This window comes from Peptoniphilus catoniae, from assembly GCF_901447155.2.
Taxonomy (GTDB): domain Bacteria; phylum Bacillota; class Clostridia; order Tissierellales; family Peptoniphilaceae; genus Peptoniphilus_E; species Peptoniphilus_E catoniae.
In genome coordinates this window covers 465269-484647 of the sequence record NZ_LR588413.1, presented here as the reverse complement: position 1 = coordinate 484647, position 19379 = coordinate 465269, and the positions used below count along the sequence as shown (strand labels likewise).

Here is a 19379-nt window from a genome sequence, read left to right as displayed (position 1 = left end):
TTGTAGTTGGATCCGGTAAAGATAGCATGAGGGAGACACCTGTACCCATACCGAACACAGAAGTTAAGCCTCAGAGCGCCGATGGTACTCGGTTGGAGACGACCCGGGAGAGTAGGTAAGGCCGGATTATCCGAAAGGATAAATGATCTTAGGTAGCTCAATGGTGGAGCAACCGGCTGTTAACCGGTAGGTTGTGGGTTCGAGTCCCACCCTGAGAGCCAGGATGCCGGGGTGGCGGAACTGGCAGACGCACAGGACTTAAAATCCTGCGATGGTAAAACATCGTACCGGTTCGATTCCGGTCCTCGGCACCATAAAAAGGTAGGTAAGAAGTGACGCGGGATGGAGCAGTTTGGTAGCTCGTCGGGCTCATAACCCGAAGGTCGTAGGTTCAAATCCTGCTCCCGCTACCATAAGTTATTTTAATGATTGTGGCGGCGTAGCTCAGTTGGCTAGAGCATGTGGTTCATACCCGCAGTGTCAGCAGTTCAAATCTGTTCGCCGCTACCATAAATTTAATAAGGCCCTGTGGTCAAGCGGTTTAAGACACCACCCTTTCACGGTGGTATCCCGGGTTCGATTCCCGGCAGGGTCACCAAAGTGTGGGCGCATAGCTCAGTTGGGAGAGCATCTGCCTTACAAGCAGGGGGTCATAGGTTCGAGCCCTATTGTGCCCACCACAAAAAACTAAGTAGTTCTTGGCCTGGTAGTTCAGATGGTTAGAATGCCAGCCTGTCACGCTGGAGGTCGTCGGTTCGATCCCGATCCAGGTCGCCATGCTGGTGTAGCTCAATTGGTAGAGCAACTGACTTGTAATCAGTAGGTTGGGGGTTCAAGTCCTCTCACCAGCTCCAAAAACTACGAAAGAGGAGCAAGGATAAGAGTTCCTATAAATAAGGAGGAGTTCCCGAGTTGGCCAAAGGGGACGGACTGTAAATCCGTTAGCTAAGCTTTCAGTGGTTCAAATCCACTCTCCTCCACCAAAAATTCTATGCGGGTGTAGCTCAGTGGTAGAGCCCCAGCCTTCCAAGCTGGTTGCGAGGGTCCGATTCCCTTCACCCGCTCCAAATAAATTTGTGGTATAATTCTAAAGGTAGTCAGTAAGAGTGAATAATGAGAGTACAGCATTAGCAACGTACTACTAGGAAAATATGTGAATTTGGGAAAAGGGTATAAGAATACCCTAAAACAATTGATTTATGCACCTATAGCTCAGTTGGATAGAGCAACGGACTTCTAATCCGTGTGCCGGGGGTTCGAATCCTCCTAGGTGCACCAATAATTGGGGTGTAGCCAAGTCGGTAAGGCACCAGACTTTGACTCTGGCATTTCGTAGGTTCGAGTCCTGCCACCCCAGCCAATAGGACCCATTAGCTCAGTCGGCAGAGCACTTGACTTTTAATCAAGGTGTCGCGCGTTCGAATCGCGCATGGGTCACCATTTTTTGGAGAGGTACCGAAGCGGTCATAACGGGGCGGTCTTGAAAACCGTTAGGGTGCAAGCCCACGTGGGTTCGAATCCCACCTTCTCCGCCAAAAGAAAGATTGCTAACTTATTAGTTTAGCAGTCTTTTTTAATTGATTGTAAAGTTTTATGTCTTGCTTTAAGCTCTTATATTGGCTAAGTATTCCTAATAGCGGCATTTAAAAATCTTTACAAAATGCAGGTTTTATGATAAACTGTTTTGGTGAAATTTAAACATAAGAACTTGATGTTCTTTTGTAGGAGGTGTTTTTGTGGCTGATAGAGTAGTGTTAGAATGTACTGAGTGTAAGCAAAGAAATTATGTAACTTACAAAAACAAAAAGAATACTACAGAGAGGCTTGAGCTAAAAAAGTATTGTAAGTTTTGTAAGAAACATACGGCTCATAAGGAAACAAAGTAATCTTTTTTAGGAGGATATGAATTGGCGAAAGAAACTGGAGTTAAGAAGGCTGAAAATACTAAAAGTCTATCTAAGTATTTCAGAGGAGTTAGATCTGAATTTAAAAAAGTTGTCTGGCCAACCAAAAAAGAACTGATTAATTATAGCTTAATTGTTATATCTGCTGTTATTGCTTTTACATTATTGTTTGCGGTATACGATAAAATTATTGCGTTCTTGTTAAGTAACTTTATTTATAGATAAGGTGATATCATGAGCGAGGATGTAAAAGTTAATGATAATAATACTGAAGAGAATGCTAAGTGGTATGTAGTCCACACTTATTCCGGTCATGAGAATAAGGTAAAGGCAACTATGGAAGCCTTAGTTATTAATAGCAATATGCAAAATTATATTTTTGATATTCAGGTCCCTATGGAAGAGTATGTTGAGAATAAGGAAGGATCTAAAAAGGTTAAAGAAAGAAAGATTTTTCCAAGCTATGTACTTGTTAAAATGATTATGAATGACGAATCTTGGTATATTGTCAGAAATACCAGAGGAGTTACAGGGTTTGTAGGACCTGGATCTAAGCCTGTGCCTTTAACAGATGAGGAAGTTAGAAATCTTGGAGTTGCAAGTGATAAGGAATTATTCGGAGATTATGAGATTGGAGATTCCGTTAAGGTAATTAATGGACCTTTTAATGACTTTCTTGGGGTTATTGATTCATTTAATTATGAAAAGGGCAAGGTTAAAGTTATGATTTCTATGTTTGGTAGAGATACCTTGGTTGAATTGGATTTTAATCAGATTATTAAGCAAAGTTAGTGAGTTTAGTTTAGTGGGAGGGTTATCCCGAGTACCACAAGGAGGAAATAGAAATGGCAAAGAAAGTAGTAGCAATTGTAAAATTACAAATTCCGGCCGGAAAGGCAACTCCGGCACCACCGGTAGGTACCGCATTAGGACCTCATGGTGTAAATATTATGCAATTTACTAAGGAATTTAATGCAAAGACACAAGATCAAGCCGGTTTAATTATTCCTGTTGTTTTAACAGTATACCAAGACAGATCTTTTACATTTATTACTAAAACTCCCCCTGCGGCTGTTTTAATTAAGAAGGCTCTTAATTTAAACACTGCTTCAGGAGAACCTAATAAGAAAAAGGTTGGTAAAATAAGTTCGGCACAAATTAAGGAAATTGCAGAGTTAAAAATGAAGGACTTAAATGCAGCAAATGTTGAATCTGCAATGAGTATGATTGCCGGAACAGCAAGAAGTATGGGTGTAGAAGTAGTAGATTAAGTGGGAGGAATTAATCCGCTAATACCACAAGGAGGGAATTTTAATGCCAAAAAGAGGTAAAAATTATTTAGAAAGTGCTAAGCTGATTGACAGAGCTAAATTATATGATGTAGATGAAGCTATTGAGTTGGTTCAAAAAACTTCTAAGACAAAATTTGATTCAACAGTTGAACTTGCAATTAGACTTGGAGTAGATTCAAGACATGCCGACCAACAAGTTAGAGGTACTACAGTTCTTCCTCACGGAACAGGAAAGAGCAAAAAAGTTCTTGTAGTTGCAAAGGCTGATAAGGTTAAAGAAGCTTTAGAAGCTGGAGCCGATTATGCAGGTGGAGAAGAATATATAGAAAAGATCCAAAAGGAAAATTGGTTAGATTTTGATGTTTTAATTGCGACTCCTGATATGATGGGAGTTGTAGGAAAAATCGGTAGACTTTTAGGACCTAAAGGACTTATGCCTAACCCTAAATCAGGAACAGTAACCTTTGAAGTTGCAAATGCAGTTAAGGAAACTAAGGCAGGTAAGATTGAGTATAGAGTAGACAAGGCTTCTATTATCAATGTACCTATAGGAAAGGTTTCTTTCGGAACTGAAAAATTAAAAGATAACTTTATGACTATTATGTCAGCTATCATTAAAGCTAAGCCGGCAGCAGCTAAAGGTAGGTATTTAAGATCAGTCACCCTATCTACAACTATGGGCCCCGGAATTAGACTTAATGGACAAAAATTAATGGAAATAAAATAAAACACCTTTAGACCGTGGAGACACGGTCTTTTTTTGTAATTAGAATACCTCCGGTTGGACCGGGGGTTCAATTTAGCTTTAGCGATGAAAAACAAATAATAAAAAGACCTCCATGTTAAAATAAATTTGTGGTTTACCAGAACACAAAAATAACAGGAGGTTTTTTATGAATTTAAATCATACACATAGTCTATCACACATAAAATGGAATTGTAAATACCATGTGGTGTTTGTTCCGAAATATAGAAGAAAAGTATTTTACGGAAGTAAAAGATTGGAAATAGGCACAATATTAAGAGAGCTGTGCAATTGGAAAGGAATTAATCTAATAGAAGCAGAAGTTTGTCCAGATCACGTGCACATGTTACTAGAGACAACACCAAAATTGAGCGTATCTAGTTTTAAGGAATTCTTAAAAAGTAAAAGCAGTATAATGATATACGATAAATTAGGTAGTTTAAAATACAAATACAGAGGAAGACAATTTTGGTGCCGAGGATACTATGTAGATACAGCAGGCAAAGAATACGAAAGCAATAAAAGAGTATATTCATAACCAAATTAAAGAAGATGAATTGAGTGATTAGATAACCATGGATAACACAGATCCCTTTATGAGTTAGCGAGTAGAAAATGCAAGTGGTAAACCGCAAGCGTTCTTGAGGCGCAGTTAGTAAAAAAGGTTCCTTGGACCACAAAAGCAAAACCACTGGCTACGCCAGTGGTTTATTATTATTGTAATTAACTATCCAGTGGGTTATGTTGGAGGATGTTTAATTAGTACTATAAATAGTGAAAGAAGAATATTTTTTATTTACGCTATTTTTTATATTTTTAGCTTAAAAGAAGAAATTATTGAACTTAAGGGCGGAATAAGTATTATTATATAGTTTTATTATACTAATTCATATGGTCTGTAAAATTTATGTATCTATAGTTACTAATTAAAATGTTTGAACGTAAAATAATTTTTTGATTTATTAGATAAAGTTACGAATAAGCATTGACATAATTTAAAAAATATGATATGAGTATAAATGTAATAAATATTACATATGAAAAAAACGTTACAATGATAAAGGAGGGATTATATGATTCCAATTAATGAATTTTCAGGTGTGCATCTAGATTCGATTTTTATTTATTTGTCAATTTTGGGAATATTATTGCTAGTTGGAACAATAATAAGGTCAAAAATTGTTTCTTTAAAAAGATGGCATATTCCAGCTTCATTAATAGCTGGCCTTATTGGATTAATTTTAGGACCGTATTTTATTGGAATAATACCTAAAGAAATGACTTCTTTTTGGTCAGCTTTGTCTGGTAGATTAATAGTTTTAGTTTTTGCTCCTATGATGATGGGGAAAGTGACTAAACCTGAAAAAGGTATAATGAAAGATGTAACAGGTTCGATTTTGTGGTCATTTTCTGCTTCTTTTTTGCAATACGCTGTACCGATTTTATTATCTGTTTTCTTCTTAACACCTATCTTCAATGTAAGCCCATTGTTTGCAACGATAGTTGAACAAGGATGGGCTGGAGGACATGGGACTGCTGGAGGAATGGGCCAAGTTTTTGAAGATTTAGGCTATATTGACGGAGCCTCATTATCTCTCACATCGGCTACGATTGGGCTTGCTTTTGGAATAGTTATGGGTACTATTTTAATCAATATTGCAGTAAGGAAGGGAGAAGCCAAGCTAATTAGTAATTACTCTGGAACTTTTTCAGAAAATGAAAGGGAGTTGTTTAGCTGCAACGAAGCCCCAGTTGGCATGAAAAATACTGTAAGTTCCTCTGTAGTAGATTCATTGGCTTTTCATTTTTCAATGTTGGGATTAGCAGTTTTAATAGGTTGGATATTGAACAAATTAATAAAATCATTAATTAATTTTTCAGTTGCTTGGTTTGTTACATCTTTGTTTGGTGGCATTATAGTTAATTTTATTGTACATAAACTTGGGTTTGGTGATTATATTGATAAGAACACTTTAAGTAGAATACAGGGAACCTCAATGGATTTTTTAGTAGTTGGCGCTATCGCTTCTGTAAACGTTCCCGTAGTAGTTGAATATGCTATCCCGCTTACTATTCAGCAGGTAACAATGGCGTTGTTCATGCTGTTTTGGGTTGGATATATTGGAAGAAAATCGTTTGCTCACAATTGGTTTGAGAATACCATAGTTTTGTTTGGGACTTTTTGTGGGGTTGCGGCAACGGGATTGCTTCTTTTGAGAGCCTGCGATCCTGAGCTAAAATCTGGAGCAACGGAAGTATATGCAGGTAGAGCACCATTCACAAGTCCATTTATAGGAGGGGGATTATTAACATCTATAACGCCTGGGTTAATAATTAAATTTGGGGCTTTAAAAATAGGCTTAGCTTATTTATCAGGTATAATTTTTTGTATGATTTTGTGTAAGGTAACAGGAGTTTGGGGGAGACCTCATACGTATTCTATTAAGGAGGAATGAAAATGTCAGCAAAAGTAGAATTTTTATATTTATCTGAAGAAGATATGGTTAAGGCGGGAGTACAAGATATATCAGGATGCATAGATGTTATTGATGAAGTTTATAAGCTAATAGGTCAAGGGGATTACCTTATGGGGGGAATAAACGGTAATTCTCATGGAGAGAAGTTACATTTTCCCAAGGAAAGTAAGTTTAAGAATATGCCTTTAGACGGTCCGGATAGAAGATTTATGGCTATGGTTGCGTATTTAGGTGGAAGATTTGGTATCTGTGGAGAAAAATGGTATGGATCCAATATTGAAAACACAAAAAAAGGACTACCTAGGTCTATATTGATGGTTATATTAAATGACCCTATGACTGGAGCTCCAATTGCAATAATGTCAGCCAATCTAATAAGTTCCATGAGAACAGGTGCCTCACCTGCAGTAGCCGTTAGACATTTAGGAGATAAAAATGTAAAAAGATTGGCTGCTATTGGAGCAGGCCCAATTAGTAGGGCATGCATAAGTAGTATCTTAACGGAAGCTAAATCTATTAGGGAGTTTGTAGTTTTTGACTTATTTGAGGAAAAATCGAAGAAATTAGCTGAAGAAATGGAAGAAAAGTTCGGAGTAAAAGGCGTTGTTGCAGAGTCAACCGAAGAAGCTATAAGTGATTCGGATCTTATAAGTGTTGCAGCGTCTAGGCTCAAACCTGTAAATATTAAATCAGAATGGCTAAAAGATGGCGCTTTAATATTGCAAACAGGAGGCATGACCTCTGATGATGAATATTGGCTAAATGCAGATATAGTTCTTGATAACCCATTAATGCATACAACATATATGGAAGACGCTAAAAAAACTATGGATCCTGAAAGTGTCTATAAAGAAATGATGGGCGGAAATATATATTCATTAATAGATAAAAGAAAGCTTCCAAATCTGGAAAATTTTAAGACTTTAGGAGAAATTGCATTAAAAGATGATTTATATTCTAGAGATGGGAAAAAAACAACTCACTTTATTTCTGGGGGGCAAGCAGTTTTTGACTTAGGGTGGTCATACGAGATATATAAACGTGCAAAAGAAAAATCGATAGGACAAAAATTGCTTTTATGGGATAATCCTTTAGGTATATAGAATAAATAATGTAACAAGTGGGCGGTTAACCGCCCGCTTGTTACATTATTTATTCTAGTTTAAAATTTATAAGGAGTTATTATGAAGAACAAGAAATTTATTTATGCAATTATTTCTGCAACAGTCTTTGGTATTATGCCATGGATGACATTAAAAATGTATGAATTTGGTTGTACTAGTGTATCAGCAGTATTTTACAGATTTTTTTATGCATCAATAGTTTTGTATGTAATTGCAAAAAAAAATAATGATAGTACACTAACTTACACAAAAGAAGAATTGAGAAAACTTTTATTTTTATCGTCAAATTTTATATTAACGCCGATACTATTATTTGCTTCTTATGAATATATAGATTCAGGAGTATCAACAACTTTACATTTTTTATATCCTGTCATCATAGCGGGTGCCCATATATTATTATCTTATAGTAAAGTTTCATTTCCTGGAGTTGTATCTTTGATTTTAGCTTCATTTGGTATACTGTTATTAGTTGATTTAAGTTGCGGAGTTAATATGTATGGAGTAATTTTAGCTATTTTGTCAGCTATAACTTATTCAATTTATTCTATATATTTTGAGGTTAGCGGGTTGATAAGAATGAATTCCTATAAATTGTCCTTTTTTACTGCAAGTGCCTCTTCTATAGTTGCGTTAGTTTTATCATTGATTAGAAAAGAATTTGTCCTTATTTTGAATAAAAATTTTATATTTTTTTCAATGTTTTATTCGCTTCTTATTCTATTTTTTGGAGTTTTATTTTATCAAAAAAGCATTAAATATATAGGATCAAAGAATACTGCTATATTAAGTACACTAGAGCCCGTGACAAGTATACTTGTAGGGACGGTATTTTTGGGACAAATTATGAGATTAAAGAGTTTTTTTGGAGTAACTTTGATTATTATCTCTGCTATAATTATATTGATGTTTGATATTTCTACAGATAAAGAAAAAACTTAGATAATAAGGATGTGAAACAGTGAAAATTGATTTAAATTTAAGTAAGGAGCAAATTGAGAGCTTTACAGTTATACAAAAAGATATTTATTTTTACATAACTAATAATCCTGAAATTGTTGCTTATAGCACAGTATTAGATGTTGCTGGAGATATAGGAGTTAGTACAGCATCAATAGTTAGATTTTGTCAAAAAATTAACTTCAATGGATATAAAGATTTACAGGAGTTTATTAATAAAATAATAGTTTCAAAATTAAGTTTGCCAATAAAATTTGAAAAGAATATTATCAAGAACAAATATAAAAAAAGTGATAACAGCGTAGTATTAAATACAATGAATAACTCTATAAATAACATTGTAGAAACGTATGAAAACTTAGATTCTGGAATAATAAATAAAGTAGTTAAAGAGATAATATTGTCTAAAAAAATTTATGTTTTTGGATTAAGAGAGTCTTATGCCCTAGCTCATTATATGTATACTAGACTAATAACTATTTTTCCTAAAGTTCAAATATTAAATGGGGAAGGAAGCCTATTATTTCCAGAAAATCTAAATAGTATTGAAGAAAATTCAATGATAATTTTTTTCCTTTTTCCAAGATATACTAAATTGTCAATTAGTCTAATTGAAGAATTAAATAAATTAGAAAGTATTAAAATTTTATTATTTAGTAGCATTAATGACCCAAGTATAGAAAAAATGGTCGATTATAGAATTATAAGTAGCATTAAATCCCTTTCCCATAAGAACTGTCAAGTAGCAACTATTTCATTGATAGATACATTGGTGACATTAATTGCACTAGAAAGCGAAGAAAACTCGCTGGAGTATGTAAAAAAGTTAGAAAATTTATTAAAATTAAGTTTATAAAAGCAATATATTTTTTAACGTAAGAGACTTTTAAGGTCTCTTTTTTATTGCTTAAAAGTAAGATTTAACAAAAGATATTTAAGATAAATATAAAAAGCCGGATTATAAAGGATTGAGGAAAACAAGGTAAATTTTCTGTGATATAATCAAAGTAAAGGTATAGTATTTTTTACAAGGTGATATTATGAAAGATTTTTTAAATTTAAACTCTTTTACTTTAAATTTAACCATAAGGATAATTTTAGCTTGTGTATGTGGCTTTGCTATAGGCTCTGAAAGAAAAATAAGACATAAAAATGCCGGTATAAGGACTCATATGATAGTTGCAATGGGCTCCTGTTTGGCAATGATTATTTCAAAGTACGGTTTTTTTGACTCACTGGGTCATGATCCGGGAAGAATAGCGGCTCAAGTTGTTTCCGGTATAGGATTTTTAGGTGCAGGTCTTATATTTGTAAGAAACATTGATATTCAAGGTCTTACTACTGCAGCAGGTGTTTGGACGACATCAATAGTTGCTATGGCCATTGGAGCAGGGTTAATTTTTTTAGGAATTTTTGCTACAATACTTATATTATTAATACAAACCTATGTGTATAAATTTTTTGAAAGTAAGGACCATGAACTTTATAAAATTTTAATTTTCAGTAACGACTATAAATTTGTTCCTGATTTAAAGGCCTATATGGATAGTTTAAAAATTTATAGAGAAGGGTTTATAGTAAGTCATAATAGAAATGAACTTAAAATTGTAGTTAAGTGTTCCATTGATACTGAAGAGCAAAAGGATGAGTTTATTAATTATTTGATAAATAATAAATCTATAATAAAATTTTACTTTATATAAGGGGTAGGGAATGAAAAAATATATAATGGCATTTGATGCAGGAACGACCAGCAGCAGAACTATATTATTTAATAAAAATGGAGACATTGTTTCCTCTGCTCAAAAAGAATTTATACAATATTTTCCTAAGCCAGGTTATGTTGAGCACGATCCTAAGGAAATTTGGTCTACTCAAATAGGTACAGCTGTAGAGGCAATGACTAAAATCGGAGCTGTTCCGGAGGACATTGCTGCTATTGGTATAACAAACCAAAGGGAAACTACAATTCTTTGGGATAAGGAGACCGGAGAGCCTATTTATAATGCAATTGTTTGGCAGTGCAGGAGAACATCTTCTTATTGTGATGAGCTGATTAACAAGGGCTATGGCGAAATGTTTAGAGAAAAGACAGGTCTTGTTATTGATGCTTATTTTTCAGCTACTAAAATAAAATGGATTCTTGACCATGTTGATGGAGCTATGGAGAAAGCAAAAAAGGGAGAAATTCTTTTTGGGACGGTAGACTCCTGGCTAATTTGGAAACTTACAGATAAAAAAGTACATGTAACTGACTATTCCAATGCTTCAAGGACCATGCTTTTTAATATTAACACTCTTAAATGGGATGAAGAAATTTTAAATCTATTAGATATACCTAAAGAAATTCTACCTGATGTAAGGTCAAATGGTGAAATTTACGGTTATAGTTCAGACAAGTATCTTGGTGGGAATATACCTATTGCAGCTGCAATAGGAGATCAACAGGCGGCTCTTTTCGGACAGGGATGTTTTAGTGAAGCGGAAACTAAAAATACTTATGGCACGGGAGCATTTTTATTAATGAACATAGGGGATAAACCTGTTAAGAGTAAAAATGGACTGGTAACAACTATAGCTTGGGGTCTTGACGGAAAGGTGAACTATGCCCTTGAAGGATCGATTTTCGTAGCAGGTTCGGCTATACAATGGTTAAGAGATGAGCTTAGGATAATAGATTCATCAGAAGACAGTGAATACATGGCTTTAAAGGTTAAAGACACAAATGACTGTTATGTAGTGCCTGCCTTTACAGGACTTGGGGCACCTTACTGGGATCAATATGCAAGGGGAACTATAGTTGGTCTAACAAGAGGGACCAGCAAGTACCATATAATAAGAGCAACCTTGGAATCTATAGCACTTTTGTCATCAGATATTTTAAAAGCTATGGAAGAGGACTGCGGCTTTAAACTAAAATCCCTAAAGGTAGATGGAGGAGCCAGCAATAATGATTTTTTGATGCAATTTCAATCAGATATAATAAATGCAGACGTAATAAGACCTAAACAAGTTGAGGCGACAGCCTTAGGATCAGCAAGGCTGGCAGGACTTACAGTAGGATTTTGGAAGGATATAAAAGAGTTCAACCTAAAAGAGGGAGATAAGATCTTTAAGCCTGAAATAAGTCAAGAAGAAAGAAAAAGCAAAATAGACAGATGGCATAAGGCGGTAGATTATGCAAAGGGTTGGGCAAGGGATTGATTTTAAAGTAAAATTTTCTATTAAAGCTATTAAAATTTTTTATAAAACAAAAAATAAAAATAATAGAAAGCTATGTTGACAATAGTTTTCTATTATGTTATTATACACATTGTTGTAACCGCAGACAGTAGGGGGTAAAGCCTTAATAATCCTACCGAGGTAAGTACGGAAAAAATAAATTCGTTTCCTATATCTCATCCTGTCTGCGATGGGATTTTTTTATATTCGGGGGTGAAATAATGAGAGAAGAAAAGCTTCAAGAAAAAGCCCAACTAGTTGAAGAAATTAAAGAAAAAGTTGAAGGCGCTCAATCAATTATATTTGTAAATTATAGAGGACTAAGCGTAGAGGATGCTACAGAGCTTAGAGCTAAATACAGAGAAGCAGGAGTTCAATATAAGGTTTACAAAAATACCATGATGAAACGTGCCTTTGCTGAGCTTGGATACAATGAAGAACTTTTAGATCACCTAAAAGGACCAAGTGCAGCTGCTTTCTCAATGGAAGACCCGGCTTCAGCAGCTAAAATAACTTCAGAATTTGCTAAAGATCACGAAGAGATCGAAATCAAATCAGGTATAGTTGACGGAAGAGTTATTTCTTTGGAAGAAATTGAAAATCTAGCTAAACTTCCATCTAAGGAAGTTCTAATTGCTCAAGTACTTGGAGGATTGAATGCTCCTATTCAAGGACTTGCAAATGTGTTAACAGGAAACTTAAGAGGACTTGCAGTAGTATTAAATGCTATTGCTGAAAAGAAAGAACAAGAAGCGACAGCTTAATAAAAATTAAAAAAATTTGGAGGTATTATAATGTCAGAAAAAGTACAAGCTCTTATTGAAGAAATTAAAGGTTTAACAGTATTAGAATTATCAGAAGTTGTAAAGGCTCTTGAAGAAGAATTCGGAGTATCTGCAGCAGCACCTGCAGCAGTAGCAGTAGCACCTGCAGCAGGAGGAGCAGCACCTGCTGCAGCAGCTGAAGAAAAAACTGAATTTAACGTAATTCTTAAAGAAGCAGGACAAGAAAAGATTAAAGTTATTAAAGTAGTTAAAGATCTTACAGGTCTTGGACTAAAGGATGCTAAGGCACTAGTTGACGGAGCACCTAAGGCAGTTAAGGAAAATGCACCTAAGGAAGAAGCTGAAGAAATGAAAGCTAAGCTTGAAGAAGTAGGAGCAACTGTAGAATTAGACTAATTATTTATAAGTAAAATCATTAAACCATCGGAGAAATCCGGTGGTTTTTTTGTTGCAGAAAATTTTTAATTTAAAATAAAAAATTCTAAAAAAACATATTGAACATTGTTCAGAAACGTGGTAATATATTACCCGTTAAGAATGAACACTGTTCAGTATGTTGGGAGGAACTTATGCAAAGGACAGATAAGGGGAAAAAAGATAAGGAAATAAAAATAACTCAAGCTGCTCTTAAATCTTTTAGAGAGAAAGGAATTGAAGGAACTTCCATTAGAGATATTATGAAAAAAACTGATTTGGGCTTAGGAACCTTTTATCTTTACTTTAAAGACAAAAGAGATCTTGAGGAAGAAATAGTTTTGGACATAATGATTGATTTGTTTTATGAGGCTGAAGAAAATTGCAGCGGAACGGACCCCACTGAAAGATATATTTCCTTTATAGCCTATATAATTGATTATTTAGTAAAGGATCCTGTTGAGTTGGATCTTATTTTAAAAAATGTAAATTGGGCTTTATATGCCAAAATTGAAAATGATGAAAGATTTAAAAAAGCTGACAGCACTTTAAGCTTTGTTTTGGAAAAATATTCTGCTTTATTTCCAATTAGGTATTCTGAATCAGAGCAGTTGTTTATTTTATCCTTAACTATGCACATAGTCTTATCGACTTGTAAATCCTCTTTAATGCAAAATTCAGTTTTAGACATAGAGGAAATGAAGTCTGTACTTTTTAAAATAGTAAGAAAAATATTTGGATAGAGTGATTTTATGAAAAGATTTACAAAATTTATATCTCATCATCCGAGATTAGTTCTTTTGGTGATGACATTGCTTCTTATACCTTCATTTATAGGATATAAAAGGACAGGAGTAAATTATGATATTTTAACTTATTTACCTCAGGATTTAAAGTCAACACAGGGGCAGGATATACTGGATAAAAATTTTAAAAATGCTGCAACAGGAATGCTTATATTGGAAGGTACGGATCACGATGCACAGGTACTTAGAGATAAGATTCTTAAGATTGATGGTGTTGAGGATGTTATATCAAAATCTTCTACAGTAGGAGATATGATACCGGAGGAATTTTTACCTGATGATATAAAGGATATTTTTTATGCTGAAAATTCTACCTTAATGATAGTTAAGTTTAGTGAATCCTCATCTTCTTTTACAACTATGTCTGCTATTGAACAGATTAGAGATATTGAATCTAAGCCTAAATATTTAAGCGGTATTTCATCTCTTGTAAAGGATACTAAGGATATTATTGATAAAGAGACCCCTATTTATGTAGGGCTTGCTATAGCTTTAGGATTAATAGTTTTATCTCTTACTAATGAGTCTACTGTTATCCCCTTTGTATTTATGCTTACAATAGGCTATGCAGTTATTTATAACTTCGGGACTAATATATTTCTTGGAGAGATATCCTATTTGACAAAAGCAATTGCAGCTGTTTTACAGCTTGCAGTTACAATGGATTATTCAATATTTTTGTATCACAGGTATGTTGAAGAAAAATCTTACGAAGATAACAAAAATAAAGCTATGGATATTGCCATTCAGGAAACTATATCATCTTTGTTTGCATCTTCCCTAACAACCTTTGCAGGATTTATGGTTCTTTTACTTATGGAGCTTGGTCTTGGTAAGGATATAGGACTTGTAATGAGCAAGGGAGTTTTAACAGGACTTTTGTCAACAGTAATTGTACTTCCCTCTATGCTGTTAATTGTAGAAAAACTTGTAAACAAGTATAATCATAAAATATTTCTTCCATCCTTTGACAGGCTTTCAGAATTTAATATTAAGCATAGCAAAACACTTTTTACAGTCTTTATTGCTTTATTTATTCCGGCGATTTTCGGCTCCGTAAACACAAAACTCTATTATAATTTGGACAGGTCCCTTCCTCAAGACCTGGATTCAATAGTTGCCCTTAATAAAATGAAAAAAGATTATAACATGGCAAGTACACACTTTATAGTAGTAAGAGATGACTTATCAAATTCTTCCTTAAATGATTTAATTGACGGAATAAATAATATTGATGGAATAAGCTCCGTTTTAAGCACCAATTCCGTAACAGGGGTAATTTTACCCGGAGATATTTTACCTGATAAAGTCGGGGATAACTTTTCTAAAGACGGTTATCAAATGATAATGGCAAACTCAGAATATCAAACCGCTTCTAACGAGGTAAGAAATCAGATTAGGGAAATGCGCAGCGTTATAAATAAATATGATAAGGAAGGTTATTTAACAGGAGAAGCCGTTTTAACAGACGATTTGACGGTAATTTCAAATCGAGATTTTAAAATTGTAAATGCGGCGTCAGTAGTAATTGTTTTTCTAATAATAGCAATAGTTTTTAAATCAATAGGAATCCCACTTGTTTTGATTTCAGCAATTGAACTGGCGATTCAGATAAACATGGGTATACCGTTTTATTTAGGGCAGACCATACCTTTTATAACATCAATAATTATTGGAGTTATACAGCTAGGCTCAACTATTGATTATTCAATACTTATGACAGACAGATTTTTAGCAGAATACAAAAAAACGGGAGACGTAAACAAATCTTTAAATATATCTGTTAAGGAAACCTCAAAGTCAATTGTTACATCAGCTCTGTCTTTTATGGCGGCTACAATAGGTGTTGGAATATATTCTAAAATGGAAATAGTATCTACAATTTGCAACTTTCTTGCAAGAGGGGCAATTGTAAGTATGGCAGTTATTATATTTTTGTTACCTGCCATTATATCTGTAACATTTCCATTTATTAAGAAAACCACTAAAGGTTTAAATTAAAAGGAGTATAAAATGAATAAAAAATTTCAAAAAACTGTATCTTTAATTGTTTTATCATCTATGATTCTACCTAATACAATTTTTGCTTCATCAAATGTAATAAATAAAAGTGAAACAGTATATGTAATTAAAGAGGATGAAAAAATAGTAGATAAAACTGTATCAGTCTGGTTAAATTCAGATAGAAACATTGAAGGAAAAGATAAGACAAATTTAAAGGATCTTAAAAACTTAAAAACAGACGAAAAGCTTAAAAATGACAAGGGATATATTGACTGGAAAGAGGACAAAAAAGATATATATTATCAAGGTAAAAGCGAAGAGGAGTTACCTGTTGATGTAAATATTGAATTTTATCTTGACGGAAAGAAAACCAGCAATAAAGAGCTAAAAGGAAAATCAGGACATTTAGAGATAAATCTTTCAGCAGAAAACAAAAAATATGTGGTAAAAGAAATTGCAGGGAAAAAGACAAAAGTATATGCACCCTATACAGTTATAACTGCCATGTCCTTTAATGAAGACGTAGCATCAAATATATCAGCCTATGATTCAAAGGTTTTAAAGGATGGGAAAAACCAAGTTATAACTACAGTTTTAACCCCGGGACTTAGAGAAAACTTTGAAACAATTTTAGATGATAAACAAATGGAAGATTTTAAGAATAAGGTTGTAATTGAAATGGATGTAAAAGACTATGAGCCAATTGAAGGTTATGCTGTAATATCAAATGAGCTTTTCCAAAATGAAGTTAATATAGAATCCATTGACAAGTTGCGTGACGGAGTAAGAGAGCTTGAAGATAACTCTCAAAAATTAGTAGATGCTTCAGAAAAGCTTTCAGATGCACAAAATGAATTAAATGGAGGCATCGATGAATTAGACGACGGAGTTAAAAAACTTGGTGACGGTTCTAAAGAACTATATGACAAATCAGGAGAGTTGGAAGATAAAATTGATGAAGTTATAGAAAAAGTAAAACCCGTACCGGGATATGCCAAAGAAATGGCTGATGGAGGAAGTGAACTTACATCAGGAATAAGCAAATATACCGATGCTGTAGGTCAAATGAGTGATAATACAGGTAAAATGAGAGATGGGGCAAGGGAGCTTGCCAAAGGCTCAAAAGAATTGGATGACGGAATCGGCAAGCTAAAGAAGGCGACAGGAGAGCTTAGAGAAGGCTCATCAAAATTAAGCAAGGTTGATGAGTTAAAAGGAGAACTTATTTCAAAGCTTACAGAATTAAAAAACGGAATGGAAAAGCTTTCATTAGGAGCACAAAAGGTTAGAGATGGCGCATCACAAAGTGCACAAGGTTCAAAGCAACTGGCTACAGGAGAAGAAGAGTTTAATACAAACTTTCAAAAATTAAACAGTAAGGTTCAAGAAATAACTGTTCCGGATCTTTCAGCCTTGGGATCCATTAATGTTGAAGAGGATTTAATAAGCCTTAAGGGAAGTGCACAATCAGTAGGAGGGTCAGCAGGACAAATTCAGGCGGCAATAGGAATTCTAGGTCAGGTTGAAGACCCTACAGGACAAGTTGCACAAGCAATTTCAATGCTTTCCCAAACAGCTACAGGTCTTGGAGCTGAAGCCTCAAACATAGGAAACTCTACCCAATCAATAGCCACAAAGCTGCAGAAAATAAGCGGAGCTACAGGAAGCATATCCTCTCAATTAGGGGAAATAGAAGTTTTAAAAGCAGGCATGGGGCAACTTGCAGAATCATCAAATCAAATAAACGGGGCAATGACAAAGCTTTCCACAGGCCTTGAAGAATTAGAAAAGGGAACAGAAGAATTATACAGCGGTACAAATCAAATTTATAGCTCTCTGGAAAAAAGCATGGACCAAATGACTTCTAACATAGACACATCACAACTTATAAAACTATCTGAAGCCCTTGTAAAGCTAGATGATGCAGCCGGAGAATTAAAGGACGGATCCTCAAAGCTTAAGGAAGGAACAGAAGAAAGTGAAGAAGGGGTTGATAAGTTAGCTGATGCAATAGAAGAGCTTGATTCCAATTCAGAAAAGCTAAACTCAGGAGCAAGTAAGCTGTCTGAAGGCTTGGAAGAATTTAAAAATAAATCTATAATGTTTAATGATTTCCCAAGAATTAAAGATGAAGGCATAAGCCCCATGAGAGATGGTATTAAAAAGCTAAATGACGGAATCATAGATTTAGGAGAAGGAGCCTTGGAATTAAAAGACGGTGGAATCTTAATAAATGAAAACATGAGGACCTTTGCTGAAAAACTTGCAGAATTTAAACAAAAGGGAATTGACGAGTTGGACAACAAAACAAAAGATTTACCTGAATTTAAAGAGGTTATGGACACAATGTCAGATCTTGCAAAAGAAGAATCATCCTTTACAGGAAAAGGAGAAGGCTTCGAAACTAAATACAGAATTATAGAAAAAATAAAATAAAATTTTTTAAAAAAATAGTTTATATCGACATAGAAAGTTTATGCTTTTTATGTCGATTTTTTATTAAAAGATTATCTATTAGGAAAAATTATAGCTTATAAAGGTTAATTAATATTGAAGTATCACTTGAATTTAAAAATGGAGATTGCTTTTTTCTATATAATAGTATTTAATTGCAGAAGTCCATTAGTGAATTTATTAAAAAGTAAGTAAATTTATCTATAAGAAATTTAATATAATAGTTAAAGTCTATTATTTTTATTTTGAAAGAACTTGTAAATTATTATAATAATTTATCAGGTAATAACAAAAGCTTTTAAATCCTTTAGTAATATTTAAATTTTTATTCCAAGATAAGACAATATCTCTTTTATTGTTAATACCATTTATAGGTATAAAAACTATATTATCTCCATATACTTTCCTTAGCTTTGCAGAGTTAGATGAGATTGTAATACCTAAATTTTGTTCTAATAAAACACTTCTTAGACTGTGATCGCACTCCATAATAATATTAGGAGAGAAACCTGCACTTTCAAATAACTCATCCGTTTGTTGTCTAAAAGGAAATCCTTTATCAAGCAATATAAAATCTTCATGAATTAATTGATCCAAAGATACATTATTAAGTTTAGACAAAGGATTATTTTTATGAACAGCAACCATAAATCTATCGTTAAATAGGGTTATTGACTCGACATTACAATTTTCATAACCTGGAGAGGTTATACTTGCATCTATTAGGTTGTAATTCATTAAATCTATTATTTCCGGTAATTTTCTTACAGTTGCTCGTAATTTCACGTCATTATTAGCTAAAAAAGAATTAATTCCATGAAGAAACTGTGGACTTGTAGTGGCTAAATTGATGTTATTTTGTTTAATAGCTTGTAAATCAGATAGCTCTTTTTTTGCATTTTCAAGTTCATTTAAAATTACATTCACACGATTTAGAAATATTTTTCCGAAATCCGACAACTCTATTGATTTTCCTTTTCGTATAAATAAATTTACACCAAGTTCTTTTTCAAGCCTGGATATGGCTAAACTTATAGCTGGCTGGCTTATGTATAATTTATTTGCAGCTATGGAAAAGCTGTTGCAGTAAGCAACTGATTGGAAATATTTTAACTGTAAAAATTCCAAAACTATCACCTTTAAATGTAATACACATATAAAGAATATGTTATATGTGTATAAATTATAGCTA

General features: G+C 33.8%; 17 protein-coding genes, 14 tRNA genes, 1 rRNA gene, 1 pseudogene and 1 other annotated feature. Of the genes and pseudogenes, 32 read left to right on the top strand and 1 reads right to left on the bottom strand.

Going from position 1 to position 19379, the window contains the following annotated elements; genetic code table 11:
* The first annotated feature begins 11 nt into the window (after window positions 1-11).
* The 32 genes and pseudogenes from rrf (at window position 12) to PEPCATONIAE_RS02415 (ending at window position 18169) form a co-directional block, all read left to right on the top strand.
* Window positions 12-127: ribosomal RNA gene (gene rrf, locus PEPCATONIAE_RS02570) — 5S ribosomal RNA — on the top strand.
* Between the two features lie 19 nt (window positions 128-146).
* Window positions 147-221: transfer RNA gene (locus tag PEPCATONIAE_RS02565), tRNA-Asn, on the top strand.
* Window positions 222-225: 4 nt separating this feature from the next.
* A tRNA-Leu gene (locus tag PEPCATONIAE_RS02560) sits at window positions 226-314 on the top strand.
* A 22-nt stretch (window positions 315-336) separates the two neighbouring features.
* Window positions 337-413 (top strand) — tRNA-Met (locus PEPCATONIAE_RS02555).
* Window positions 414-433: 20 nt separating this feature from the next.
* Window positions 434-510: transfer RNA gene (locus PEPCATONIAE_RS02550), tRNA-Met, on the top strand.
* Window positions 511-522: 12 nt separating this feature from the next.
* A tRNA-Glu gene (locus tag PEPCATONIAE_RS02545) sits at window positions 523-598 on the top strand.
* 6 nt (window positions 599-604) lie between these two features.
* A tRNA-Val gene (locus PEPCATONIAE_RS02540) sits at window positions 605-680 on the top strand.
* A gap of 20 nt (window positions 681-700) precedes the next feature.
* Window positions 701-777: transfer RNA gene (locus tag PEPCATONIAE_RS02535), tRNA-Asp, on the top strand.
* Between the two features lies 1 nt (window position 778).
* A tRNA-Thr gene (locus tag PEPCATONIAE_RS02530) sits at window positions 779-854 on the top strand.
* 43 nt (window positions 855-897) lie between these two features.
* Window positions 898-983 (top strand) — tRNA-Tyr (locus PEPCATONIAE_RS02525).
* A 10-nt stretch (window positions 984-993) separates the two neighbouring features.
* A tRNA-Gly gene (locus PEPCATONIAE_RS02520) sits at window positions 994-1067 on the top strand.
* A 134-nt stretch (window positions 1068-1201) separates the two neighbouring features.
* Window positions 1202-1278 (top strand) — tRNA-Arg (locus PEPCATONIAE_RS02515).
* A gap of 5 nt (window positions 1279-1283) precedes the next feature.
* Window positions 1284-1360 (top strand) — tRNA-Gln (locus PEPCATONIAE_RS02510).
* A 4-nt stretch (window positions 1361-1364) separates the two neighbouring features.
* Window positions 1365-1440, top strand: a tRNA-Lys gene (locus PEPCATONIAE_RS02505).
* Window positions 1441-1446: 6 nt separating this feature from the next.
* Window positions 1447-1535: transfer RNA gene (locus tag PEPCATONIAE_RS02500), tRNA-Ser, on the top strand.
* A gap of 201 nt (window positions 1536-1736) precedes the next feature.
* Complete coding sequence (rpmG, locus tag PEPCATONIAE_RS02495; protein WP_138159407.1) at window positions 1737-1886, top strand: 50S ribosomal protein L33; 150 nt, start codon at window positions 1737-1739, stop codon at window positions 1884-1886.
* Between the two features lie 21 nt (window positions 1887-1907).
* On the top strand, window positions 1908-2129 hold the full coding sequence (gene secE / locus PEPCATONIAE_RS02490) for a preprotein translocase subunit SecE (RefSeq protein ID WP_138159406.1): 222 nt from the start codon (window positions 1908-1910) through the stop codon (window positions 2127-2129).
* Between the two features lie 9 nt (window positions 2130-2138).
* A complete protein-coding gene (gene nusG / locus PEPCATONIAE_RS02485) occupies window positions 2139-2696 on the top strand; it encodes a transcription termination/antitermination protein NusG (RefSeq protein WP_138159405.1) in 558 nt (185 codons plus the stop codon).
* A gap of 53 nt (window positions 2697-2749) precedes the next feature.
* A complete protein-coding gene (gene rplK / locus PEPCATONIAE_RS02480) occupies window positions 2750-3175 on the top strand; it encodes a 50S ribosomal protein L11 (protein ID WP_138159404.1) in 426 nt (141 codons plus the stop codon).
* Window positions 3176-3218: 43 nt separating this feature from the next.
* A complete protein-coding gene (rplA, locus tag PEPCATONIAE_RS02475) occupies window positions 3219-3923 on the top strand; it encodes a 50S ribosomal protein L1 (protein ID WP_138159403.1) in 705 nt (234 codons plus the stop codon).
* Between the two features lie 166 nt (window positions 3924-4089).
* A pseudogene (gene tnpA / locus PEPCATONIAE_RS02470) lies at window positions 4090-4510 on the top strand (IS200/IS605 family transposase).
* Window positions 4511-5014: 504 nt separating this feature from the next.
* Entirely contained in the window at window positions 5015-6397 is a 1383-nt protein-coding gene (locus PEPCATONIAE_RS02465; protein ID WP_138159402.1) for a sodium/glutamate symporter, read from the top strand.
* A 2-nt stretch (window positions 6398-6399) separates the two neighbouring features.
* Window positions 6400-7521 (top strand): tyramine oxidase subunit B, encoded by a 1122-nt coding sequence (locus tag PEPCATONIAE_RS02460; protein WP_138159401.1) that lies wholly within the window; start codon window positions 6400-6402, stop codon window positions 7519-7521.
* Between the two features lie 81 nt (window positions 7522-7602).
* Complete coding sequence (locus PEPCATONIAE_RS02455) at window positions 7603-8484, top strand: DMT family transporter (RefSeq protein WP_138159400.1); 882 nt, start codon at window positions 7603-7605, stop codon at window positions 8482-8484.
* Between the two features lie 19 nt (window positions 8485-8503).
* The gene (locus PEPCATONIAE_RS02450) at window positions 8504-9358 is read left to right on the top strand and encodes a MurR/RpiR family transcriptional regulator (RefSeq protein WP_138159399.1); all 855 of its coding nucleotides are present in this window, start codon (window positions 8504-8506) and stop codon (window positions 9356-9358) included.
* Window positions 9359-9542: 184 nt separating this feature from the next.
* Window positions 9543-10205, top strand: coding sequence for an MgtC/SapB family protein (locus tag PEPCATONIAE_RS02445; RefSeq protein ID WP_138159398.1), 663 nt, complete (start codon window positions 9543-9545; stop codon window positions 10203-10205).
* Window positions 10206-10215: 10 nt separating this feature from the next.
* A complete protein-coding gene (gene glpK, locus PEPCATONIAE_RS02440) occupies window positions 10216-11706 on the top strand; it encodes a glycerol kinase GlpK (protein WP_138159397.1) in 1491 nt (496 codons plus the stop codon).
* Between the two features lie 100 nt (window positions 11707-11806).
* Window positions 11807-11935, top strand: a sequence feature (ribosomal protein L10 leader region).
* A 10-nt stretch (window positions 11936-11945) separates the two neighbouring features.
* Complete coding sequence (rplJ, locus tag PEPCATONIAE_RS02435; RefSeq protein ID WP_138159396.1) at window positions 11946-12488, top strand: 50S ribosomal protein L10; 543 nt, start codon at window positions 11946-11948, stop codon at window positions 12486-12488.
* Window positions 12489-12518: 30 nt separating this feature from the next.
* Complete coding sequence (gene rplL / locus PEPCATONIAE_RS02430) at window positions 12519-12905, top strand: 50S ribosomal protein L7/L12 (protein ID WP_138159395.1); 387 nt, start codon at window positions 12519-12521, stop codon at window positions 12903-12905.
* A gap of 173 nt (window positions 12906-13078) precedes the next feature.
* Window positions 13079-13666 carry a TetR/AcrR family transcriptional regulator gene (locus PEPCATONIAE_RS02425; RefSeq protein ID WP_138159394.1) on the top strand — a complete coding sequence of 196 codons (588 nt, stop codon included), beginning with the start codon at window positions 13079-13081 and terminating at the stop codon, window positions 13664-13666.
* Between the two features lie 9 nt (window positions 13667-13675).
* Entirely contained in the window at window positions 13676-15730 is a 2055-nt protein-coding gene (locus tag PEPCATONIAE_RS02420) for an efflux RND transporter permease subunit (protein WP_138159393.1), read from the top strand.
* Window positions 15731-15742: 12 nt separating this feature from the next.
* On the top strand, window positions 15743-18169 hold the full coding sequence (locus PEPCATONIAE_RS02415) for a methyl-accepting chemotaxis protein (protein ID WP_138159392.1): 2427 nt from the start codon (window positions 15743-15745) through the stop codon (window positions 18167-18169).
* A gap of 258 nt (window positions 18170-18427) precedes the next feature.
* Here PEPCATONIAE_RS02415 and PEPCATONIAE_RS02410 read toward each other — a convergent pair whose 3' ends face one another.
* Complete coding sequence (locus tag PEPCATONIAE_RS02410) at window positions 18428-19315, bottom strand: LysR family transcriptional regulator (protein WP_180339340.1); 888 nt, start codon at window positions 19313-19315, stop codon at window positions 18428-18430.
* Between the last annotated feature and the right edge of the window lie 64 nt (window positions 19316-19379).

Bases quoted from the DNA above. Each gene is read 5' to 3' on its own strand.
- nusG (WP_138159405.1), top strand. From the start codon at position 2,139: ATGAGCGAGGATGTAAAAGTTAATGATAATAATACTGAAGAGAATGCT.
- rplK (WP_138159404.1), top strand. From the start codon at position 2,750: ATGGCAAAGAAAGTAGTAGCAATTGTAAAATTACAAATTCCGGCCGGA.
- rplA (WP_138159403.1), top strand. From the start codon at position 3,219: ATGCCAAAAAGAGGTAAAAATTATTTAGAAAGTGCTAAGCTGATTGAC.
- PEPCATONIAE_RS02465 (WP_138159402.1), top strand. From the start codon at position 5,015: ATGATTCCAATTAATGAATTTTCAGGTGTGCATCTAGATTCGATTTTT.
- PEPCATONIAE_RS02460 (WP_138159401.1), top strand. From the start codon at position 6,400: ATGTCAGCAAAAGTAGAATTTTTATATTTATCTGAAGAAGATATGGTT.
- PEPCATONIAE_RS02455 (WP_138159400.1), top strand. From the start codon at position 7,603: ATGAAGAACAAGAAATTTATTTATGCAATTATTTCTGCAACAGTCTTT.
- PEPCATONIAE_RS02445 (WP_138159398.1), top strand. From the start codon at position 9,543: ATGAAAGATTTTTTAAATTTAAACTCTTTTACTTTAAATTTAACCATA.
- glpK (WP_138159397.1), top strand. From the start codon at position 10,216: ATGAAAAAATATATAATGGCATTTGATGCAGGAACGACCAGCAGCAGA.
- rplJ (WP_138159396.1), top strand. From the start codon at position 11,946: ATGAGAGAAGAAAAGCTTCAAGAAAAAGCCCAACTAGTTGAAGAAATT.
- rplL (WP_138159395.1), top strand. From the start codon at position 12,519: ATGTCAGAAAAAGTACAAGCTCTTATTGAAGAAATTAAAGGTTTAACA.
- PEPCATONIAE_RS02425 (WP_138159394.1), top strand. From the start codon at position 13,079: ATGCAAAGGACAGATAAGGGGAAAAAAGATAAGGAAATAAAAATAACT.
- PEPCATONIAE_RS02420 (WP_138159393.1), top strand. From the start codon at position 13,676: ATGAAAAGATTTACAAAATTTATATCTCATCATCCGAGATTAGTTCTT.
- PEPCATONIAE_RS02415 (WP_138159392.1), top strand. From the start codon at position 15,743: ATGAATAAAAAATTTCAAAAAACTGTATCTTTAATTGTTTTATCATCT.